At 52.8% G+C, this 21,475-nt stretch carries 18 protein-coding genes and 2 tRNA genes; 17 read left to right on the plus strand and 3 right to left on the minus strand.

All coding sequences use genetic code 11. The annotated features are described in order from the left end of the window. Window positions 1–11 precede the first annotated feature (11 nt). From rlmE to LJN55_RS02760, 17 genes are all read left to right on the plus strand, one after another. Window positions 12–641: a 23S rRNA (uridine(2552)-2'-O)-methyltransferase RlmE gene (rlmE, locus tag LJN55_RS02680; protein ID WP_133844051.1), complete on the plus strand. Its 630-nt coding sequence runs from the start codon at window positions 12–14 to the stop codon at window positions 639–641. A 114-nt stretch (window positions 642–755) separates the two neighbouring features. Continuing rightward, a complete protein-coding gene (gene ftsH / locus LJN55_RS02685) occupies window positions 756–2,666 on the plus strand; it encodes an ATP-dependent zinc metalloprotease FtsH (protein ID WP_133844050.1) in 1,911 nt (636 codons plus the stop codon). Between the two features lie 102 nt (window positions 2,667–2,768). Next, entirely contained in the window at window positions 2,769–3,608 is an 840-nt protein-coding gene (folP, locus tag LJN55_RS02690) for a dihydropteroate synthase (RefSeq protein ID WP_227535617.1), read from the plus strand. Between the two features lies 1 nt (window position 3,609). Next, window positions 3,610–4,944, plus strand: coding sequence for a phosphoglucosamine mutase (glmM, locus tag LJN55_RS02695; RefSeq protein WP_227535618.1), 1,335 nt, complete (start codon window positions 3,610–3,612; stop codon window positions 4,942–4,944). A 278-nt stretch (window positions 4,945–5,222) separates the two neighbouring features. Next, a complete protein-coding gene (gene secG / locus LJN55_RS02700) occupies window positions 5,223–5,555 on the plus strand; it encodes a preprotein translocase subunit SecG (protein ID WP_133844044.1) in 333 nt (110 codons plus the stop codon). 63 nt (window positions 5,556–5,618) lie between these two features. After that, window positions 5,619–5,705, plus strand: a tRNA-Leu gene (locus LJN55_RS02705). A 48-nt stretch (window positions 5,706–5,753) separates the two neighbouring features. Further along, window positions 5,754–5,830, plus strand: a tRNA-Met gene (locus tag LJN55_RS02710). Window positions 5,831–6,040: 210 nt separating this feature from the next. Then, entirely contained in the window at window positions 6,041–6,493 is a 453-nt protein-coding gene (rimP, locus tag LJN55_RS02715) for a ribosome maturation factor RimP (RefSeq protein ID WP_048914488.1), read from the plus strand. A gap of 24 nt (window positions 6,494–6,517) precedes the next feature. After that, on the plus strand, window positions 6,518–8,023 hold the full coding sequence (nusA, locus tag LJN55_RS02720; RefSeq protein WP_133844042.1) for a transcription termination factor NusA: 1,506 nt from the start codon (window positions 6,518–6,520) through the stop codon (window positions 8,021–8,023). 24 nt (window positions 8,024–8,047) lie between these two features. Further along, entirely contained in the window at window positions 8,048–10,741 is a 2,694-nt protein-coding gene (gene infB, locus LJN55_RS02725; RefSeq protein ID WP_133844040.1) for a translation initiation factor IF-2, read from the plus strand. A gap of 75 nt (window positions 10,742–10,816) precedes the next feature. Next, a complete protein-coding gene (gene rbfA, locus LJN55_RS02730) occupies window positions 10,817–11,230 on the plus strand; it encodes a 30S ribosome-binding factor RbfA (protein WP_133844038.1) in 414 nt (137 codons plus the stop codon). Then, complete coding sequence (gene truB, locus LJN55_RS02735) at window positions 11,230–12,174, plus strand: tRNA pseudouridine(55) synthase TruB (protein ID WP_133844036.1); 945 nt, start codon at window positions 11,230–11,232, stop codon at window positions 12,172–12,174. Before rbfA ends, truB begins: the two co-directional genes overlap by 1 nt. Before the next feature lie 231 nt (window positions 12,175–12,405). After that, entirely contained in the window at window positions 12,406–12,675 is a 270-nt protein-coding gene (gene rpsO, locus LJN55_RS02740; RefSeq protein WP_133844034.1) for a 30S ribosomal protein S15, read from the plus strand. Window positions 12,676–12,984: 309 nt separating this feature from the next. After that, the gene (gene pnp / locus LJN55_RS02745; RefSeq protein WP_227535619.1) at window positions 12,985–15,120 is read left to right on the plus strand and encodes a polyribonucleotide nucleotidyltransferase; all 2,136 of its coding nucleotides are present in this window, start codon (window positions 12,985–12,987) and stop codon (window positions 15,118–15,120) included. A 129-nt stretch (window positions 15,121–15,249) separates the two neighbouring features. Continuing rightward, a complete protein-coding gene (gene nlpI / locus LJN55_RS02750; protein WP_200642743.1) occupies window positions 15,250–16,134 on the plus strand; it encodes a lipoprotein NlpI in 885 nt (294 codons plus the stop codon). 110 nt (window positions 16,135–16,244) lie between these two features. Continuing rightward, window positions 16,245–16,295, plus strand: a complete 51-nt coding sequence (gene yrbN / locus LJN55_RS24010) for a protein YrbN (protein ID WP_223300471.1) — start codon at window positions 16,245–16,247, stop codon at window positions 16,293–16,295. 16 nt (window positions 16,296–16,311) lie between these two features. Beyond that, window positions 16,312–18,243 carry a DEAD/DEAH family ATP-dependent RNA helicase gene (locus tag LJN55_RS02760; protein WP_133844028.1) on the plus strand — a complete coding sequence of 644 codons (1,932 nt, stop codon included), beginning with the start codon at window positions 16,312–16,314 and terminating at the stop codon, window positions 18,241–18,243. Between the two features lie 109 nt (window positions 18,244–18,352). Here the strand turns inward: LJN55_RS02760 and LJN55_RS02765 are convergent, their stop codons facing one another. From LJN55_RS02765 to ubiU, 3 genes are all read right to left on the minus strand, one after another. Next, window positions 18,353–19,360: a luciferase-like monooxygenase gene (locus LJN55_RS02765; RefSeq protein WP_133844026.1), complete on the minus strand. Its 1,008-nt coding sequence runs from the start codon at window positions 19,358–19,360 to the stop codon at window positions 18,353–18,355. Window positions 19,361–19,562: 202 nt separating this feature from the next. Further along, window positions 19,563–20,441 carry a U32 family peptidase gene (locus tag LJN55_RS02770; protein ID WP_133844024.1) on the minus strand — a complete coding sequence of 293 codons (879 nt, stop codon included), beginning with the start codon at window positions 20,439–20,441 and terminating at the stop codon, window positions 19,563–19,565. A gap of 8 nt (window positions 20,442–20,449) precedes the next feature. Next, on the minus strand, window positions 20,450–21,445 hold the full coding sequence (gene ubiU / locus LJN55_RS02775) for a ubiquinone anaerobic biosynthesis protein UbiU (protein WP_133844022.1): 996 nt from the start codon (window positions 21,443–21,445) through the stop codon (window positions 20,450–20,452). Window positions 21,446–21,475: the final 30 nt, after the last annotated feature.

Genomic DNA, 21,475 nt, shown 5'->3' on the forward strand with positions numbered 1-21,475 from the left:
TTGGAAATTGTATGACAGGTAAAAAGCGTTCGGCCAGTTCCAGCCGCTGGCTACAGGAACACTTTAGCGATAAATATGTGCTTGAGGCACAGAAAAAAGGGCTGCGCTCGCGCGCCTGGTTTAAACTGGATGAGATACAGCAAGGCGACAAACTGTTCAAACCTGGGATGACTGTGGTGGATCTCGGCGCGGCTCCCGGTGGTTGGTCGCAGTATGTGGTCACCCAGATTGGGGCAAAGGGTCACGTTATTGCTTGTGATCTTCTGCCGATGGATCCTATCGTCGGTGTCGATTTCCTTCAGGGCGACTTTCGTGATGAATTGGTGCTGAAGGCTCTGCTGGAACGCGTAGGTGAGACCAAGGTTCAGGTTGTGATGTCAGATATGGCACCCAACATGACGGGTACGCCTGCCGTCGATATTCCCCGGTCTATGTATTTATGTGAGCTTGCGTTGGAAATGTGCCGTGACGTTTTGGCACCTGGTGGAAGCTTTTTAGTGAAAGTGTTTCAGGGAGATGGCTTTGAAGAATACCTCCGGGAAATTCGCTCCCTGTTTACGAAAGTAAAAATTCGTAAGCCGGACGCTTCGCGCTCTCGTTCGCGTGAAGTGTACATTGTAGCGACAGGGCGCAAACTGTAACCAGAATAACTGGATTGGCTGTCAGCACCTCAGCGATTCCAAGTGTGAAGGATATAGAGTACCCTACGCTGTCTGTTAACACCGTTGTAATATGAGGTTAATCCCTTGAGTGACATGGCGAAAAACCTGATTCTCTGGTTAGTCATCGCAGTCGTGCTGATGTCTGTATTCCAGAGCTTTGGGCCCAGCGAGTCGAATGGCCGTCGGGTTGATTATTCAACCTTCCTGTCGGAAGTGAACCAGGATCAGGTCCGCGAGGCACGTATTAACGGGCGTGAGATTAACGTAACCAAAAAAGACAGTAATCGATATACGACCTACATTCCCGTCAACGATCCTAAGTTGCTCGACAACCTGTTGACTAAAAATGTGAAAGTAGTGGGTGAACCACCAGAAGAGCCGAGCCTGCTGGCGTCGATCTTCATCTCCTGGTTCCCAATGCTGCTACTTATCGGTGTCTGGATCTTCTTTATGCGTCAGATGCAGGGCGGTGGCGGAAAGGGCGCGATGTCCTTCGGCAAGAGCAAGGCCCGCATGCTGACAGAAGATCAAATCAAGACCACCTTTGCGGACGTTGCCGGTTGTGACGAAGCAAAAGAAGAAGTCAGCGAGCTGGTTGAATACCTGCGTGAGCCTAGCCGCTTCCAGAAACTCGGCGGTAAAATTCCGAAAGGCGTACTGATGGTCGGTCCTCCGGGTACCGGTAAAACCTTGCTGGCAAAAGCGATTGCCGGTGAAGCGAAAGTGCCTTTCTTTACCATCTCCGGTTCTGACTTCGTTGAAATGTTTGTTGGTGTGGGTGCATCCCGCGTTCGTGACATGTTTGAACAGGCTAAAAAAGCTGCGCCGTGCATTATCTTCATCGATGAAATCGATGCAGTGGGCCGTCAGCGTGGTGCCGGTTTGGGCGGTGGTCACGATGAACGTGAGCAAACCCTGAACCAGATGCTGGTTGAAATGGATGGCTTCGAAGGTAATGAAGGCATCATCGTGATCGCGGCAACTAACCGTCCTGACGTGCTGGACCCGGCATTACTGCGTCCGGGCCGTTTCGACCGTCAGGTTGTGGTTGGGCTGCCAGATGTTCGTGGTCGTGAGCAGATTCTGAAAGTCCATATGCGACGTGTACCGCTGTCGACTGATATGGAACCGTCTGTGATTGCACGTGGTACTCCAGGCTTCTCTGGTGCTGACCTGGCTAACCTGGTCAACGAAGCCGCTCTGTTTGCGGCACGTGGCAATAAGCGTGTGGTATCGATGGTTGAGTTTGAAAAAGCCAAAGATAAAATCATGATGGGGGCAGAACGCCGCTCCATGGTGATGACCGAAGCGCAGAAAGAGTCGACGGCCTACCACGAAGCCGGTCACGCGATTGTCGGTACACTGGTACCCGGTTATGACCCGGTACATAAAGTGACGATTATTCCGCGAGGACGTGCATTGGGCGTCGCATTCTTCTTGCCTGAGGGTGATGAGATCAGCGCCAACCGTCAGAAGCTGGAAAGCCGTATTTCCGTCGCCTACGGTGGCCGTCTGGCTGAAGAAATCATCTATGGTCCAGACTATGTCTCTACCGGTGCTTCTTCAGATATCAAAATGGCCACCAGCGTTGCGCGCAACATGGTGACTCAGTGGGGCTTCTCAGAGAAATTGGGTCCGCTGCTGTATGCTGAAGAAGAAGGTGAAGTGTTCCTTGGTCGTTCAGTGGCAAAAGCGAAACACATGTCTGATGAAACGGCGCGTATTATCGATCAGGAAGTGAAAAAACTGATTGATACTAACTACGCCCGTGCTCGCCGTATTCTGGATGAGAACATGGACATCCTTCATGCGATGAAAGACGCGCTGATGAAGTATGAAACCATTGATGCTCCACAGGTTAGCGATCTGATGGCACGCCGTGAAGTGCGTCCACCAGCGGGTTGGGAAGAGAGCACCAGCTCTGACAACTCCGATAAAAATGGTGGCAGCCCTCAGGCACCGCGCCCGGTTGATGATCCGCCGACGCCTACCAGCACTATGTAAAAACTGCGCAGCGCTTTCATCTGCTGTGCTGTAAAATTGATATCATCAAAACCCCGGCGCTGACCGGGGTTTTTTTATCCCTGTTACCGGAGAAAATTTGTTATGAAGCTGTACGCCAGAGATTCCGTGCTCGACCTTTCACATCCTCACGTAATGGGGATTTTAAATGTCACTCCTGACTCTTTTTCCGATGGCGGCAAGCATAATGAGTTAATCCAGGCGCTGACCCATGCCAATGAGATGATCAACGCAGGTGCAACTATCATTGATGTGGGGGGGGAATCCACGCGTCCCGGCGCGGCAGAGGTCAGTGTTCAACAGGAGCTGGACCGGGTTATGCCGGTCGTGGAAGCCATCGCACAACGTTTCGAGGTCTGGATCTCAGTCGATACCTCAAAACCTGATGTTATTCGTGAATCTGCACGTGCAGGCGCCCACATCATCAATGATATTCGTTCCCTCCAGGAACCTGGCGCGTTGGCCGCAGCAGCGGAAACCGGCCTTCCAGTCTGCCTGATGCATATGCAGGGTGAGCCGAAAACGATGCAGCAGGCGCCGCAGTATCAGAACATTTTACAGGATGTGGATGCCTTTTTTGTTGAGCATATTTCCCGCTGTGAAGCGGCCGGGATCAAAAAATCGCAACTGTTGCTCGACCCCGGTTTCGGTTTCGGTAAGAATCTCTCCCACAATTATCAACTGCTGGCGCATCTGGCGGATTACCACCACTTTGGTCTGCCGCTGCTGGTCGGCATGTCACGCAAGAGTATGGTTGGCCAGCTATTGAATGTCGGTCCATCCCAACGCCTGACCGGGAGCATTGCTTGTGCAGTGATTGCCGCCATGCAGGGAGCCCATATTCTGCGCGTACACGATGTGAAAGAAACCGTAGAGGCGATGCGCGTTGTCGAAGCCACACAGTCTGCAAGGGAAGAAAAATAGTATGAGCGAGCGTAAATATTTTGGTACAGATGGTATCCGCGGCAAAGTGGGTGAGTCTCCGATTACTCCGGACTTCGTGCTGAAGCTGGGCTTTGCTGCAGGTAAAGTGCTGGCACGCCACGGTTCCAAGAAGATCATTATTGGTAAAGACACGCGTATTTCTGGCTATATGCTGGAATCAGCACTCGAGGCAGGCCTGGCCGCAGCAGGTCTGTCTGCGGCATTCACCGGTCCGATGCCCACCCCGGCTATCGCATATCTGACCCGCACCTTCCGTGCAGAAGCCGGCATTGTGATTTCAGCGTCACACAATCCCTTTGACGATAACGGCATTAAATTCTTTTCTACCGAAGGCACTAAACTGCCGGATGAAGTGGAAGAAGCGATCGAAGCGGAAATGGAAAAACCGATTACTTGTGTCGAATCTGCCGAACTGGGGCGTGCCAGCCGTATCGTAGATGCTGCCGGGCGCTATATTGAGTTTTGCAAAGGGACATTCCCGAGCGAGCTGAGTCTGAATGGCTTGAAAATTGTGGTCGACTGCGCAAATGGTGCCACTTATCACATCGCGCCAAACGTATTACGTGAACTGGGGGCTACGGTCATCGCGATTGGTGTACAGCCGGACGGTATGAACATCAACAAAGATTGCGGTGCGACCGATCTCCGCCTGTTGCAGGAGCGTGTGCTGGCAGAAAAAGCCGATGTTGGTCTGGCTTACGATGGCGATGGCGACCGTATCATGATGGTTGACCACCTTGGCCACAAAGTGGATGGCGATCAGATCCTCTATCTTATTGCCCGGGAAGGGCTGCGCCAGGGGCAACTGCGCGGTGGCGTAGTTGGCACACTGATGAGCAACATGGGCCTGGAACTGGCGCTGAAACAACTGGGTATTCCGTTCGCACGTGCCAAAGTGGGTGACCGCTACGTACTGGAAAAACTGAAAGAGAAGGGCTGGCGCCTGGGGGCTGAGAACTCAGGTCACGTTATTCTGCTGGATAAAACCACCACGGGCGACGGGATTGTTGCAGGCTTGCAGGTGCTGACTGCGATGGTGCGTAACCATATGACCCTGCACGACCTGTGCAGCGGAATGAAATTGTTGCCACAAATTCTGGTGAATGTGCGTTTCAGTGGTGCCACTGATCCGCTGGAAGACAGCCAGGTCAAGTCGGTGACTGCAGAGGTTGAAGCCGAATTAAAAGGGCGTGGACGCGTATTGTTACGTAAGTCAGGCACCGAGCCTCTCATCCGAGTGATGGTGGAAGGTGAGGATGAAGCGCAGGTGACTGCGCTGGCGCACCGTATTGCTGATGCAGTAAAAGCGGTTTAACCCGATGCCTGGGACGATCTTTTTTAAATCTTACCGGGCAGGTAATTTACAGAGTGCATAGGATTTTTTTGGGCTAAAGCGCGTGTTTTTTCTCCAAAAAACGGCCTTTTGTCGTTTTTTTCCGCAATCAGTAATGGCGTATGAAATTGCCCTTGCACGTGCGGTCACCTTTGGTTAGTATTCACACCCGCTTCATAGGTAGGTCGTTAACTACTTATTAAGACTAACTGGCTTGAAGCTTTTGATGTGCGTTTAACGCACCAGGAACAAGGTTGATTATGTACGAAGCTCTTTTAGTAGTTTTCCTTATTGTGGCAATCGGCCTTGTCGGTCTGATCATGCTTCAGCAAGGTAAAGGCGCTGATATGGGAGCATCATTTGGTGCAGGCGCTTCTGGTACACTGTTCGGTTCTAACGGTTCTGGTAACTTCATGACCCGTATGACTGCAGTACTGGCGACCCTGTTCTTCATTATCAGTCTGGTTCTGGGTAACATCAACAGCAACAAAACCCAGAAAGGAAGCGAGTGGGAAAACCTGACTCAGCCGGCGCAGTCCCAACAGACTCAGCCAGCGAAACCGGTAACACCGGGCAGCGATATCCCGCAGTAAGCAGTAAAAGAAGTTGCAGTAACCGTTTCGACGCGACAGAAATAAAAAAGTCGCCTCTTTAGTGCCGTGGTGGTGGAATTGGTAGACACGCTACCTTGAGGTGGTAGTGCCCGCATGGGCTTACGGGTTCAAGTCCCGTCCTCGGTACCAAATCTCAGTTTTGCTTGCAATTTCTGCAAGTTTTGCGTAGTATTCGGACGCGGGGTGGAGCAGCCTGGTAGCTCGTCGGGCTCATAACCCGAAGGTCGTCGGTTCAAATCCGGCCCCCGCAACCACTTTCCCTTAGAGTTCTTTTTCAAATAAACTGTATACTCCACATTACGTATTTCAGTTGATTTTGAAAAAAATTCTTTTGGATTGTGCCGAGCCGCCAGTGGCGGTTTACAGGGTCCAGTCGCATTAAGCCCCGATATTTCGGGGTTTTTTGTTATCAGGAAGCAGCATCACTGGGCTATAGGCCCTTTTTTTACGTCTTGGGGGTGGGATTGTCCACGTTAGAGCAAAAATTAACAGAGCTGATCTCAGCACCGGTAGAAGCGCTAGGCTACGAACTGGTTGGTATTGAGTTTGTACGCGGTCGCACATCCACCTTGCGCATCTATATTGATAGTGAAGATGGCATCAATGTTGATGATTGCGCTGATGTGAGCCACCAGGTCAGTGCGGTATTTGACGTCGAAGACCCAATTACCGTTGCTTACAACCTCGAAGTCTCCTCGCCTGGTCTTGACCGACCAATGTTTACCGCAGAACATTATGTCCGTTTTACTGGCGAAGAAGTGAGCCTGGTTCTGCGTATGGCGGTCCAGAACCGTCGCAAATGGCAAGGTATCATTAAATCTGTCGAGGGTGAGATGATCACTGTTGCCGTTGAGGGTAACGACGAAGTGTTCGCGCTGAGTAATATCCAGAAGGCGAACCTGGTTCCCCACTTTTAAAAGTCCGGATTGAGGCATACCAGGATGAACAAAGAAATCTTAGCTGTTGTAGAAGCGGTCTCTAATGAGAAGTCCCTCCCACGCGAGAAGATTTTCGAAGCTCTGGAGAGCGCGCTGGCCACAGCCACCAAGAAAAAATACGAGCAGGAAATTGACGTTCGCGTCAGCATCGATCGCAAAAGTGGCGATTTCGATACTTTCCGCCGTTGGTTGATTGTGGACGAAGTGACGATGCCGACGCGTGAAATTACGCTGGAAGCCGCCGTCTACGAAGACGAATCACTGGGCCTGGGTGGCTTTGTTGAAGATCAGATCGAATCTGTTACCTTTGACCGTATCACTACCCAGACTGCCAAGCAGGTTATCGTACAGAAAGTTCGTGAAGCTGAACGCGCGATGGTTGTCGATCAGTTCCGCGAGCAGGAAGGCGAAATCATCACTGGCGTGGTGAAGAAAGTTAACCGTGACAATATCTCACTGGAAGTGCGTCCAAACGATGGTTCTAACACCAACGCTGAAGCCGTGATTATCCGTGAAGATATGTTGCCGCGTGAGAACTTCCGTCCGGGTGACCGTATCCGTGGCGTACTGTACGCTGTGCGCCCTGAAGCGCGTGGTGCTCAGCTGTTCGTCAGCCGTTCTAAACCGGAAATGCTGATCGAACTGTTCCGCATCGAAGTGCCAGAAATTGCTGAAGAAGTTCTTGAAATTAAAGCCGCTGCGCGCGATCCAGGCTCCCGAGCTAAAATCGCAGTGAAAACCAACGACAAACGTATCGACCCGGTCGGTGCTTGCGTAGGTATGCGTGGTGCGCGTGTTCAGGCGGTATCCAGTGAGCTGGGTGGCGAGCGTATTGATATCGTGCTGTGGGATGATAATCCTGCGCAGTTCGTGATCAACGCAATGGCCCCGGCGGATGTCGCCTCTATCGTGGTGGATGAAGATAATCACACCATGGATATCGCTGTGGAAGCCGGTAATCTGGCCCAGGCGATCGGCCGTAATGGCCAAAACGTGCGTCTGGCTTCACAGTTAAGTGGCTGGGAGCTGAACGTGATGACGGTCGACGACCTGCAGGCCAAGCATCAGGCTGAAGCTCATGCTGCCATCGACGTCTTTACCAAACATCTCGATATCGACGAAGACTTCGCGACCACTCTGGTCGAAGAAGGCTTCTCTTCTCTGGAAGAGCTGGCTTATGTGCCGATTAACGAGCTGCTGGAAATCGACGGTCTTGATGAAGAGACAGTAGAAGCGTTGCGCGACCGAGCTAAAAACGCGTTAACCACCCTGGCACTGGCCAAGGAAGAGAGCCTCGGCGACACCCAACCGGCAGAAGATTTACTGAGCCTGGAAGGACTGGAGCGCGAGATGGCCTTCAAGCTGGCAGCTAAAGGCGTATGCACGCTGGAAGATCTTGCCGAGCAGGGTGTTGACGATCTGTCAGATATTGAGGGCCTGAACGATGAAAGGGCTGGTGAGCTGATTATGGCTGCACGAAATATCTGTTGGTTCGGCGACGACGCGTAATAAACTGTAGCAGGAAGGAACAGCATGACGACAGATGTAACCGTAAAATCCCTGGCCGCAGAGATTCAGACACCGGTAGAACGCCTGGTACAGCAATTTGCTGATGCAGGGATCCAAAAGTCTGAGACTGACTCTGTTACCCAGCATGAAAAAGAGACTTTGCTGACCCATCTGAACCGCGAACATGGCGGTGGATCTGGTAAGCTTACTCTGCAGCGCAAAACGCGCAGCACCTTGAATGTTCCAGGCACCGGGGGCAAAAGTAAGTCGGTGCAAATCGAAGTCCGCAAAAAACGCACTTATGTAAAAGGCGATCCGGCTGATGCTGAACAAGCAGAAGCGGAAGCCCAGGCAGAGCGTGAAGCGGAAGAACTGGCTCGTCGCGAGGCTGAAGAACAAGCCCAGCGCGCAGCTCAAGACAAAGCGAAGCGTGAAGCCGAGGAGCAGGCCAAACGTGAGGCAGCTGATAAAGCCAAACGTGATGCAGCGGAAAAAGATAAAGTGAGCAATCAACATACCGACGAAACAACCCGGGCTTCTCAGTCCGATAAAGCCCGCCGTGAAGCGGAATCGGCAGAACTGAAGCGTAAAGCTGAAGAAGAAGCGCGTCGCAAGATCGAAGAAGAAGCGAAGCGCGTAGCCGAAGAAGCACGCAAAATGGCGGAAGAGAAAGGCGAAGAGTGGACGCAGGTTAAAGAAGTGGAAGACACTTCTGATTACCACGTTACTACTTCAACTCACGCTCGTGCAGCAGAAGACGAAAATGACGCACAGGTCGAAGGTGACCGTCGTACTCGTACTGCTACACGTCCAGCTAAAGCCCCTGTTCGCAAGAAAGGCAACAAGCATTCTGAAGCGAAAACTGACCGTGAAGAAGCGCGTGCTCAGGTTCGTGGCGGCAAAGGCGGCAAACGTAAACCAAGCACCCTGCAGCAGGGCTTTAACAAGCCAGCTCAGGCTGTTAACCGTGACGTTATCATCGGTGAAACTGTCACCGTAGCGGAACTGGCTAACAAGATGGCGGTGAAAGGCTCCCAGGTCATCAAAGCGATGATGAAAATGGGCGCTATGGCCACCATCAACCAGGTCATCGACCAGGAAACGGCTCAGATGGTAGCGGAAGAAATGGGTCACAAAGTGACTCTGCGCCGCGAAAATGAGCTGGAAGAAGCGGTAATGAGTGACCGTGATACCGATGCGGTGCATGAGTCTCGTGCTCCGGTCGTGACTATCATGGGTCACGTTGACCACGGTAAAACATCTCTGCTGGACTACATTCGCTCCACCAAAGTCGCCTCTGGCGAAGCGGGCGGCATTACTCAGCATATCGGTGCTTACCACGTTGAAACTGACAACGGTATGGTCACCTTCCTGGATACCCCAGGCCACGCAGCGTTTACTTCAATGCGTGCCCGCGGTGCTCAGGCAACGGATATCGTTATCCTGGTGGTTGCGGCTGACGATGGCGTGATGCCACAGACTATCGAAGCGATCCAGCATGCGAAAGCGGCCAAAGTGCCGGTTGTCGTTGCGGTGAACAAATGCGATAAGCCTGAAGCTGATCCAGACCGTGTTAAAACTGAACTGACTCAATACGGTATCATTCCGGAAGAGTGGGGCGGCGAAAACATGTTCGTTAGCGTTTCAGCTAAAGTCGGTACCGGTATCGATGACTTGCTGAATGCTATCCTGCTGCAGGCGGAAGTCCTCGAACTGAGTGCAGTACGTCAGGGCATGGCAAGCGGTGTGGTTATCGAGTCCTTCCTGGATAAAGGTCGTGGCCCGGTTGCAACTGTACTGGTTCGTGAAGGTACGCTGAACAAAGGCGATATCGTTCTGTGTGGCTTCGAATACGGCCGTGTCCGTGCGATGCGTGACGAATTGGGCCGCGAAGTACTGACTGCAGGCCCATCTATTCCGGTTGAGATCCTTGGCCTGTCCGGTGTGCCGGCAGCGGGTGATGAAGCGACCGTCGTACGTGACGAGAAGAAAGCACGCGAAGTAGCACTGTATCGTCAGGGCAAATTCCGTGAAGTTAAGCTGGCTCGTCAGCAGAAATCTAAGCTGGAAAACATGTTTGCGAACATGACCGAAGGCGAAGTGTCTGAACTGAACATCGTGCTGAAAGCTGACGTACAGGGTTCTGTTGAAGCTATCTCCGAATCCCTGATGAAGCTGTCTACTGATGAAGTGAAAGTGAAAATCATCGGTTCTGGTGTGGGTGGTATTACTGAAACCGACGCCACACTGGCAGCAGCGTCTAACGCAATCCTGGTGGGCTTCAACGTTCGTGCCGATGCATCTGCGCGCCGCGTGATTGATTCCGAAAGCCTGGATCTGCGTTACTACTCCGTCATCTATAATCTGATTGACGAAGTGAAAGCAGCGATGAGCGGCATGCTGGCACCTGAGTACAAACAGCAGATCATCGGTCTGGCTGCCGTACGTGACGTGTTCAAATCACCGAAATTTGGAGCTATCGCGGGCTGTATGGTGACGGAAGGTAACATCAAACGTCACAACCCAATCCGCGTACTGCGTGACAACGTGGTTATCTATGAAGGCGAGCTGGAATCCCTGCGCCGCTTCAAAGATGACGTTAACGAAGTCCGTAACGGCATGGAATGTGGTATCGGCGTGAAGAACTACAACGATGTACGTGTTGGCGATATGATCGAAGTATTCGAAATTATCGAAATCCAGCGTACCATCGACTAAGTCGACGACCGCAATCAGCAACACTAATATTTGGGAGGCTTCTGGCCTCCCAATTCTTTATAGAGAGATAATATTATGGCGAAAGAATTTGGTCGCCCTCAGCGCGTTTCTCAAGAGCTGCAAAAAGAGATTGCTATCATTTTGCAGCGTGAGATTAAAGACCCACGTCTTGGCATGATGGTCACCGTTTCAGGTGTTGATGTGTCGCGTGACCTGGCCTATGCCAAAGTGTTCGTGACCTTCCTGAACGACAAAGATGAAGCCGCAATCAAAGGTGGCCTGCGCGCCCTCGGTGACGCTTCTGGCTATATCCGTACGCTGCTCGGCAAAGCGATGCGCCTGCGTATCGTGCCTGAACTGACTTTCTTCTACGATAACTCGCTGGTTGAAGGGATGCGCATGTCTAACCTGGTGACTAACGTGGTCAGAAATGACGAAGAGCGTCGCGGTCCGGCAGAAGAAAATCAGGAAGAAGGTAAAGCAGAGTAATGAGTCGTCCTCGCCGTCGCGGTCGCGATATCCACGGTGTGCTGTTGCTGGATAAGCCTACGGGCTTGTCCTCCAACGATGCACTGCAGAAAGTGAAACGTTTGTATAACGCCAATCGTGCCGGTCATACCGGTGCGCTGGACCCACTGGCGACAGGCATGCTGCCGATTTGTCTGGGGGAAGCGACGAAATTCTCCCAGTATCTGCTGGAATCTGATAAGCGTTACCGTGTGATAGCCCGCCTGGGGCAGCGCACTGATACGTCGGATGCGGATGGTGTCATTGTCAGTGAGCGTCCGGTGGCGTTTACGGCAGAAGCACTTGAACAGGCGCTGGAAAGTTTCCGCGGAGTTACGCAGCAGATCCCGTCGATGTATTCGGCACTGAAATATCAGGGCCGTAAGCTGTACGAATATGCCCGTGAAGGCATTGAAGTGCCGCGTGAATCGCGCAGCATTCAGGTGTACGAGCTGTTGTTTATTCGCCATGAAGGCAATGAACTTGAGCTGGAAATCCACGTGTCGAAAGGGACGTATATTCGCACTATCATCGACGATCTCGGTGAAAAGCTTGGCTGTGGCGCACATGTCACTTATCTGCGCCGTTTGCAGGTTGCCACCTATCCGATCGAAAAAATGGTTACGCTGGAGCAGTTGAGTGCGCTGACGGAAGAAGCACACCGTAGCGAACAGCTTCCCGCTGACCTGCTGGACGCGCTGTTGATGCCAATGGACAGCCCTGCGGCCGAGTACCCGGTAGTGAACCTGCTGAGTTCGGTAGCGGCTTACTTCAAGCAAGGTATGCCTGTTCAGGCGGCGGGTGCCCCCGCCAGTGGGCTGGTACGCGTGACGGAAGGCGACGATCAGAAATTTATCGGCATGGCGGAAATCGCTGACGATGGGCGTGTGGCGCCACGCCGGCTGGTTGTAGAATATTTCGACTAGCATTACCCAAATAGTTCGGGTTGCAGGAAGGTGGCAAGTTGGTGAATCCCAGGGAGCATAGAGTACTATGTGACCGGGGTGAGCGAGCGTAGCCAACGCATCTGCTGCTCGAAATATGACGGGTAAATTTGCGCTTGTTTGGCGCTAAGAGTAGAATGGCGCGGCTTTACACTGGGTGGCTGAATTAGAGATCGGCGCCTGTACATTTATCTTAATTTTTGGAGTTGTCTCATGTCTCTAAGTGTTGAAACTAAAGCACAGATCGTTGCTGATTTCGGTCGTGGCGCAAATGACAGTGGTTCTACTGAAGTTCAGGTTGCATTGCTGAGCGCACAGATTAGTCACCTGCAGGGTCACTTCTCTGAGCACAAGAAAGACCACCACAGCCGTCGCGGTCTGCTGCGTATGGTTTCCCAGCGTCGTAAGCTGCTGGATTACCTGAAGCGTAAAGATGTTGCACGTTACACCAGCCTGATCGAACGTCTGGGTCTGCGTCGCTAATTCTTACAGGTTGTCCCGCCACGGTTTCAGAACATCTGAACACTAAAGTGGGTAATCGGACAACCTGGTGCGAGTTTCGCTGGAAAGGGGCCTTTATGGCCCCTTTTTTCAAGCAAGCGGCAGCAATTAAACGCAAACTATTGTATTGTTGGTGAGTGTGATCTTCAGTTGCAGAGGTTCGCGCGGCTAATGAGAGGCTTTATCCCATCTGGGATCAGGGTTGTCATTAGTCGCGAGGATGCAAGAATGAAGATTAGAAATCCACGGTCGGTATAAAAAACTACCGGCCCTGAAGTTAAGGAACTAATTTTGCTGAATCCGATCGTCAAAAAATTCCAGTATGGTCAGCACACCGTCACACTTGAGACCGGTATGATGGCCCGCCAGGCAACAGCAGCCGTAATGGTAAGCATGGACGACACCGCAGTGTTCGTCACCGTTGTAGGCCGCAAAACGCCTAAGCCAGGCCAGGACTTCTTCCCACTGACTGTTAACTACCAGGAGCGTACTTATGCTGCTGGTCGTATCCCGGGCAGTTTCTTCCGTCGCGAAGGTCGTCCAAGCGAAGGCGAAACACTGACCTCTCGTCTGATTGACCGTCCGCTTCGCCCACTGTTCCCGGAAGGCTTCGTAAACGAAGTGCAGGTTATCGCGACCGTTGTTTCTGTTAACCCACAGGTTAACCCGGACATCGTTGCGCTTATCGGTGCTTCTGCTGCTCTGGCGCTGTCTGGCCTGCCATTCAACGGTCCAATCGGTGCGGCTCGCGTCGGTTACCTGAATGATCAGTACGTACTGAACCCAACCACCGACGAACTCACAGAGAGCAAGCTGGACCTGGTGGTTGCCGGTACGAAAGGCGCAGTGCTGATGGTTGAGTCTGAAGCTGAGCTGTTAAGCGAAGATCAGATGCTGGGTGCGGTGGTGTTTGGCCACGACCAGCAGCAGATCGTTATCGACACCATCAACGAACTGGTCGCTGAAGCAGGCAAACCGCGTTGGGACTGGACGCCAGAAGCTGTCAACGAAGCGTTACACGCGCGTATTGCTGCACTGGCTGAAGCTCGTTTGAGCGATGCGTACCGCATCACTGAAAAACAGGAACGTTACAACCAGGTTGGCGTGATCAAATCTGAGACCACAGCAGCACTGCTGGCGGAAGAAGAGACCCTGGACGCTGGCGAAATCAGCGACATCCTGCACACGCTGGAGAAGAACGTTGTGCGTAGCCGCATTCTGCGCGGTGAGCCACGTATCGATGGCCGTGAAAAAGACATGATCCGTGGTCTGGATGTGCGTACCGGCGTTCTGCCACGTACTCATGGTTCAGCACTGTTCACCCGTGGTGAGACTCAGGCACTGGTTACCGCAACGCTGGGTACTGCCCGTGATGCGCAGAACCTTGACGAACTGATGGGCGAGCGTACTGACAACTTCCTGTTCCACTACAACTTCCCTCCGTACTCTGTCGGTGAAACCGGTATGGTCGGTTCGCCTAAGCGTCGTGAAATTGGTCACGGTCGTCTGGCGAAACGCGGTGTGCTGGCAGTGATGCCAAAAGGCGATGCGTTCCCGTACACCGTACGCGTTGTGTCTGAAATCACCGAATCTAACGGCTCGTCTTCAATGGCGTCCGTGTGTGGTGCTTCTCTGGCACTGATGGATGCTGGTGTACCCATCAAAGCGGCCGTAGCTGGTATCGCGATGGGTCTGGTAAAAGACAACGACAACTTTGTTGTTCTGTCTGACATTCTGGGCGACGAAGATCACCTGGGCGACATGGACTTCAAAGTAGCCGGTAGCCGTGAAGGTATCACCGCGCTGCAGATGGACATTAAAATTGAAGGTATCACCCGCGAAATCATGCAGGAAGCACTGAACCAGGCTAAGGGTGCGCGTCTGCATATCCTGAGCGTGATGGAACAGGCTATCAGCACTCCGCGTGGCGATATCTCTCAGTTTGCACCACGTATTCACACCATCAAGATCAGCGTTGATAAGATTAAAGACGTGATCGGTAAAGGTGGTTCTGTTATCCGTGCGCTGACCGAAGAAACTGGCACCACCATTGAAATCGAAGATGATGGTACCGTTAAAATCGCAGCGACCGACGGTGAGAAAGCGAAATTTGCTATCCGTCGTATCGAAGAAATCACCGCAGAAATCGAAGTGGGCCGTATCTACAACGGTAAAGTGACCCGTATCGTTGATTTCGGTGCCTTCGTCGCTATCGGTGGTGGTAAAGAAGGTCTGGTTCACATTTCTCAGATCGCTGATAAGCGTGTAGAGAAAGTGACTGACTACCTGCAGATGGGCCAGGAAGTGCCAGTGAAAGTACTGGAAGTTGACCGTCAGGGTCGCGTACGCCTGAGCATCAAAGAAGCCAGCGAACAGGCACAGCCTGAAGCTGAAGCTCCTGCAGCACCAGCACCTGAAGCAGAATAAAAGCATTACCATTGAGTCCTCTGCATCTTCGGATGCGGAGGATTGTTATAACGCGAGGGCGGGATGGCCTTGTGAACGGCAGGCGGATGACAGGATGCTCGTCCCTATGTTTGTTTTCGGGAGTGGTAAATGAAGCCATTTTTGCGCTGGTGTATTGTTGCGACAGCTTTGACGCTGGCAGGATGCAGCAACACCGATTGGCGTAAGAACGAAGTTTTGGCAGTTCCATTGCAGCCTACGCTGCAACAGGAAGTCATTCTCGCTCGTATGGAACAAATACTTGCCAGTCGGTCATTGACCGATGATGAACGCGCACAGCTGTTATATGAGCGCGGAGTGTTGTATGATAGTCTCGGTCTGAGAGCACTGGCGCGAAATGATTTTTCACAAGCGCTGTCTATCCGACCAGATATGCCCGAAGTATTCAATTACTTAGGCATATATTTAACGCAGGCAGGCAATTTTGATGCTGCCTATGAAGCGTTCGATTCTGTACTTGAGCTTGATCCAACTTACAATTATGCGCGTTTAAATCGAGGTATCGCTCTCTATTACGGCGGAAGATTTAAACTGGCGCAAGATGATCTGCTGGCGTTTTATCAAGACGATCCTAACGATCCCTTCCGCAGCCTGTGGCTGTATCTTACTGAACGTGAGATCAACGCAGACCAGGCCAAAGTTTCGCTCAAGCAGCGTTACGAAAAAGCGGTGAAGGAACAATGGGGATGGAATATTGTCGAGTTCTACCTGGGCGATATCAGCGAAAAAACGCTGATTGAACGGCTCCAGGCGGACGCAACGGATAACACCTCGCTCGCTGAACATCTCAGTGAAACCAACTTCTATTTAGGTAAGTACTACCTAAGTCTGGGGGAGAAGGACAACGCTCAAGCGTTGTTCAAGCTGACGGTCGCCAACAACGTTCACAACTTTGTTGAGCATCGATATGCATTGTTGGAGCTGGCGCTACTCGGCCAGACACAAGACGATTTATCAGAATCTGACCAGCAATAGCTGACGAACTTTTATTGCCCGAATTTTCGAAAAGTCATCATCTTAGCGGATGAGGGCCTTTTTGTTCGTCGAAACCACTAATTTGAGCCGGTTCACACTTTTTGATGAAAATGACTGAAAATTTTCACGACGAGTTATGTAGACTGGCCGCCGCAATCTAAGAGGCACGTGTACTACATGACTGATATCCAAACTACTTTTGCTGACCTTGGCCTGAACGCCGACCTCCTCGAATCACTGACCGGCATGGGCTACGTTAAGCCATCTCCAATCCAGCTTGAGTGTATTCCTCATCTGCTGGCTGGCCGTGATGTTCTGGGTATGGCACAGACCGGCAGTGGCAAAACTGCAGCATTCTCGCTGCCTTTATTACACAACATTGACCCTACCGTTAAAGCGCCACAGATTCTGGTGCTGGCACCGACCCGCGAACTGGCGGTTCAGGTTGCTGAAGCGATGACCGAATTCGCCAAACACATGCGCGGTCTGAACGTGGTGGCCCTTTACGGCGGCCAGCGTTACGACGTGCAGCTGCGTGCTCTGCGTCAGGGACCACAGGTTGTTGTGGGTACACCTGGCCGTTTGCTTGACCACCTGAAACGCGGCACGTTAGACCTGTCTAACCTGCGCGGTCTGGTGCTGGACGAAGCCGATGAAATGCTGCGTATGGGCTTCATCGAAGACGTTGAAACTATCATGGCTCAGATCCCAGACAATCATCAGACTGCTCTGTTCTCTGCTACCATGCCAGAAGCGATTCGCCGCATTACCAAACGCTTCATGAAAGATCCGCAGGAAGTGCGTATCCAGTCAAGCATGACGACACGTCCTGATATCAGCCAGAGCTACTGGACTGCCTATGGCCGTAAAACTGATGCACTGACTCGTTTCCTGGAATCTGAAGACTTTGATGCTGCAATCATCTTCGTGCGTACCAAAAGCGCTACGCTGGAAGTGGCTGAAGCGCTGGAGCGTAGCGGTTACAACAGTGCTGCACTGAATGGTGACATGAACCAGGCACTGCGTGAGCAGACGCTGGAGCGTCTGAAAGATGGTCGTCTGGACATCCTGATCGCGACTGACGTTGCTGCCCGTGGTCTGGACGTTGAGCGTATCAGCCTGGTTGTTAACTATGACATCCCGATGGACGCAGAATCTTACGTTCACCGTATCGGCCGTACCGGTCGTGCGGGTCGTGCGGGTCGTGCTCTGCTGTTCGTTGAGAACCGTGAGCGTCGCCTGCTGCGTAACATCGAACGCACCATGAAGCTGACTATTCCAGAAGTAGAACTGCCAAATGCAGAACTGCTGGGTGAACGTCGTCTGGCTAAGTTTGCTGCTAAAGTTCAGCAGCAGCTGGAAAGCAGCGATCTGGAGCAGTACCGTGCTCTGCTGGCTAAAATGCAGCCAGAAGAAGAGCTGGATATCGAAACACTGGCCGCCGCACTGCTGAAAATGGCTCAGGGCGAACGTCCACTGATCGTTCCAGCTGATGCACCACAGCGTCCACGCAGCCAGTTCCGTGACCGTGATGACAGCCGTGACAATCGCCGTGGTGACCGTCCGGACCGTGGTCCACGTGAACCACGCGAAGCTCGCAGTGGTGAAGCACGTGGTGATGCGCCGCGTCGTGAACGTCGTGATGTTGGCGATATGGAAGTGTACCGCATTGAAGTGGGCCGTGATGATGGTGTTGAAGTTCGTCACATCGTTGGCGCTATCGCTAACGAAGGCGATATCAGCAGCCGTTACATCGGTAACATCAAGCTGTTCGGTACTCACTCTACTATCGAACTGCCAAAAGGCATGCCGGGCGAAGTTCTGTCACACTTCACTCGTACGCGTATTCTGAACAAACCCATGAATATGCAGCTGATTGGTGATGCACAGCCACGCAGCAATGACCGTGGCGGCGAACGTCGTCCAGGCGGCCCTGCACGTGGTGGCTTCGGCTCTGGCGCAGGTCGTGAAGGCGGCGCTCCACGCGGTGGTGCTGAAGGCGGTCGTCGTTTCAGCAATGACCGTGGCGGCGAACGTCGTCCAGGTGGCACCAGCCGTGGTCCACGCACTGAAGGCGGCGCAGCACCTACCCGTCGTCGTGATGCGTAATCACTGATGCCCAATAAAAAACCAGCCTTCGGGCTGGTTTTTTTATATCTGCGATTTGTGCCATCCATCTCTGATCATGTAGTGGCGAGGCACGCCTCGCCCTCAGAATCTACAAGGCGTTACGTGCCTGCATCGCCAGCTCGAAGGAGTAGAGGCGAGCCTGGGGATCAAAGATCTGGCCGTTAACCATCACCTCATCCGCCTGCGTTTCGCGCATCAATGCGGCCAGCCCCTGACGCACCTTCTCTTTATCGCCGACCACCGACATATTCAGCGCCTGCTGCACGCCGTACTGCTCGGACGGTGACCACAAATTATCCATATTTTCCACCGGTGCTGGCAGTGGGCCTGGCTTGCCACGACGCAGGTTAATAAACTGCTGTTGCATGGAGGTAAACAGGAAGCGGGCATCACGTTCGCTGTCGGCGGCGACAACGTTAACGCACACCATCGCGTACGGCTTCTCCAGCCGCGCTGACGGCTTAAAGTTGTCACGATACAGATCCAGCGCCTGTAACAGCATTTCCGGGGCAAAATGGGAGGCGAAAGCAAACGGCAAGCCCATCTGTGCTGCCAGTTGAGCACTGTAAAGGCTGGATCCGAGCAGCCAGACGGGAATTTTCAGCCCGGTTCCCGGAACGGGCTGGACAATCGGCATCTCGTCACCGGAATGATCAAACCAGCGGATCAACTCCGCTACGTCGGCGGGGAAGTTATCGACGTGACCCGCCATATGGCGGCGCAGTGCCAGCATTGTACGCTGGTCAGAACCCGGCGCACGCCCCAGACCAAGATCGATACGGCCAGGATAAAGTGACTCCAGCGTACCAAACTGTTCTGCAATCACCAGCGGTGCATGATTTGGCAGCATGACACCACCAGAGCCTAAACGCAGCGTCTGCGTATTTGCCGCCAGATAACCTATCAGCACCGACGTCGCTGCACTGGCGATCCCGGTCATATTATGGTGTTCGGCCAGCCAGTAACGATGAAAGCCAAGTTTTTCTGACTGCTGTGCCAGAGAGAGTGATGAATGAAAAGCATCGCGTGCGGATGCCCCCTGTGGGATAGGGGCAAGATCCAGTACGGAAAGAGGAACATTTTTTTTATCAGGCATAGTTGCTCACTTTGTCTAACGGCCGACACTGCGCCATGTGCAAAAACGACAGGCTACGGGATCTGTTGTCCCTGTTATTGTCCGTTTGCAGCACTCAAGAAATAAAGTGCGCACAGAACAGACGAAACAATAGTGCCTGCGGATAGTTAGGCTGCTAGCCAATCAAAGTATTATCCATCATCTGCCAGAATGAAACAGCTATTTAGCTGACCAGCTCAAGCCCTGCAACGCGGCGCCAGTAGCCATTACACTCATTGCTGCGTGCCATCATCAGTGGCTGATGGCCTGTTTCGTTTGCGCGGAACCGATCCACCATCGATAACGTTTCTGCATCCTGCGGCGAAAGACGCACAATGTCGACCAGCCCCTGCATTGAGATCAGGTCATTGCCGAGGTTATAGCAATTGCCGCTCATGGTCTGGATCCCGTTCAGGACGAACACCTGCTGGTCTTCCTGAGTGCGAACACGTCGCCCCTGCGGGTAGTCAATGCAGCAGGTCTGGCATTCATCTTTGCTGCGATTTTCAGAGCGGGCAGTAAAGCAACGGGCAGAGTACGCCAGCGGCAGATAACCGTAACTCAACACCTCGACCTCAAACTGCTGGCGAATGCCCAGCTCATCACACTGCTTCAGTAATTGCACCAGCCAGTCGCGCGACAGTTCCACCGGCATACACCAGCGGGTCATACCCATTTTCAGCAGCAGTTGCAGCGTAACGGCGTTATACACATTTAGCGCAGGTCCGGCGACAAAAGGCACGCCCGCTTCATTTGCCAGCGTCACCGCACCCACATCATTAGCTTCAATGAGAAACTCGCCGTTATCGACATAGCGCTTCAGTTCCGTCAGTTCAGAAGGGGATTGCACCAGTGCCAGAGTGCTCAGAACGACCTGTTTACCGGCGGAGGCCAGCGACTTCGCCATACTCAACCAGTCAGCGGTTTTCGTTGCACGGCGTTTGCTGCAAACAGATTCGCCGAGGTAGATGACGTCAGCCTGACTGCTGGCGGCAGCCTGATAAAAGGCATTCAGCGTTTCTTTTGGCCAGTACCACAGTACCGGACCCAGTGAGTATTTCATGATATCTCCTACTGCCACTGGCGGTGATAAGCACCGAGCGTTGTCTGAGTGCCTTCACTCAGCGCACTCAGCGCCGCCATCCATTGCGGCTGTGCGGTGAAATTTTGCGGGTCAGCTTTACAGCGATCGATGGCCTGGCGCCAGATACGCGCCACCTGTTCAACATAGGCCGGGCTACGCTGACGTCCCTCAATTTTGACGGAGACAATATTGGCTGCCATCAGCTCAGGTAAGAGTGCCAGCGTGTTCAGGCTGGTGGGTTCTTCCAGCGCATGATAGCGCGCCTCATCTACCTTATAGCGACCCTTGCACAGCGTGGGGTAACCGGCATTTTCTCCGTTGTCATAACGATCAATCAGCACTTCGTTCAGACGGGATTCCAGGCCTGCCTGGGTTTGCTGCCAGCGAACGAAGCGCGCGGGGGAACAGGCACCGACGGTATTGGGCGACTCGCCGGTCAGGTAAGACGAAAGATAACAACGTCCTTCCGCCATAATGCACAAGCTACCAAACGCGAACACCTCGAGTGGAACGGTAGTGTCACGCGCCAGTTGGCGCACCTGGTGCATCGATAGCACTCGTGGCAATACCACGCGTGCAACATCAAAGTTACGCTGATAAAAGCGTACGGCAGCGGCATTTGTGGCAGACGCCTGTACCGAAACATGGCGTTCAATATGAGGATATTTATCTGCGGCATACGCCAGCATGGCAATATCTGCCAGGATTAAGGCATCAGCACCCGCATCTGCGGCCATATCCACCGCACGCTGCCAGCGTTGGTAGCCATCGGGATGGGCAAAGGTGTTAATGGCCACATGGAGTTTACGTTTACGCTGATGCACGTAGTTTGCGGCTTCCTGCAGGCGTTTATCGGTGAAATTCAATCCCGCAAAATGGCGGGCATTGGTCTCATCTTTCAGGCCGATATACACCGCGTCGGCACCATTTTCGATGGCGGCCTTCAGTGCCGGAAGATTTCCGGCCGGGCAGAGAAGTTCCATAAGAAGCGATCCAACTAATCAGAAGAGTTG

It is taken from the genome of Erwinia rhapontici, assembly GCF_020683125.1.
GTDB lineage: Bacteria > Pseudomonadota > Gammaproteobacteria > Enterobacterales > Enterobacteriaceae > Erwinia > Erwinia rhapontici.

Coding starts and splice junctions, on each gene's coding strand:
- rlmE (WP_133844051.1), top strand. CDS start 12: ATGACAGGTAAAAAGCGTTCGGCCAGTTCCAGCCGCTGGCTACAGGAA.
- ftsH (WP_133844050.1), top strand. CDS start 756: ATGGCGAAAAACCTGATTCTCTGGTTAGTCATCGCAGTCGTGCTGATG.
- folP (WP_227535617.1), top strand. CDS start 2,769: ATGAAGCTGTACGCCAGAGATTCCGTGCTCGACCTTTCACATCCTCAC.
- glmM (WP_227535618.1), top strand. CDS start 3,610: ATGAGCGAGCGTAAATATTTTGGTACAGATGGTATCCGCGGCAAAGTG.
- secG (WP_133844044.1), top strand. CDS start 5,223: ATGTACGAAGCTCTTTTAGTAGTTTTCCTTATTGTGGCAATCGGCCTT.
- nusA (WP_133844042.1), top strand. CDS start 6,518: ATGAACAAAGAAATCTTAGCTGTTGTAGAAGCGGTCTCTAATGAGAAG.
- infB (WP_133844040.1), top strand. CDS start 8,048: ATGACGACAGATGTAACCGTAAAATCCCTGGCCGCAGAGATTCAGACA.
- rbfA (WP_133844038.1), top strand. CDS start 10,817: ATGGCGAAAGAATTTGGTCGCCCTCAGCGCGTTTCTCAAGAGCTGCAA.
- truB (WP_133844036.1), top strand. CDS start 11,230: ATGAGTCGTCCTCGCCGTCGCGGTCGCGATATCCACGGTGTGCTGTTG.
- rpsO (WP_133844034.1), top strand. CDS start 12,406: ATGTCTCTAAGTGTTGAAACTAAAGCACAGATCGTTGCTGATTTCGGT.
- nlpI (WP_200642743.1), top strand. CDS start 15,250: ATGAAGCCATTTTTGCGCTGGTGTATTGTTGCGACAGCTTTGACGCTG.
- LJN55_RS02760 (WP_133844028.1), top strand. CDS start 16,312: ATGACTGATATCCAAACTACTTTTGCTGACCTTGGCCTGAACGCCGAC.
- LJN55_RS02765 (WP_133844026.1), bottom strand. CDS start 19,360: ATGCCTGATAAAAAAAATGTTCCTCTTTCCGTACTGGATCTTGCCCCT.
- LJN55_RS02770 (WP_133844024.1), bottom strand. CDS start 20,441: ATGAAATACTCACTGGGTCCGGTACTGTGGTACTGGCCAAAAGAAACG.
- ubiU (WP_133844022.1), bottom strand. CDS start 21,445: ATGGAACTTCTCTGCCCGGCCGGAAATCTTCCGGCACTGAAGGCCGCC.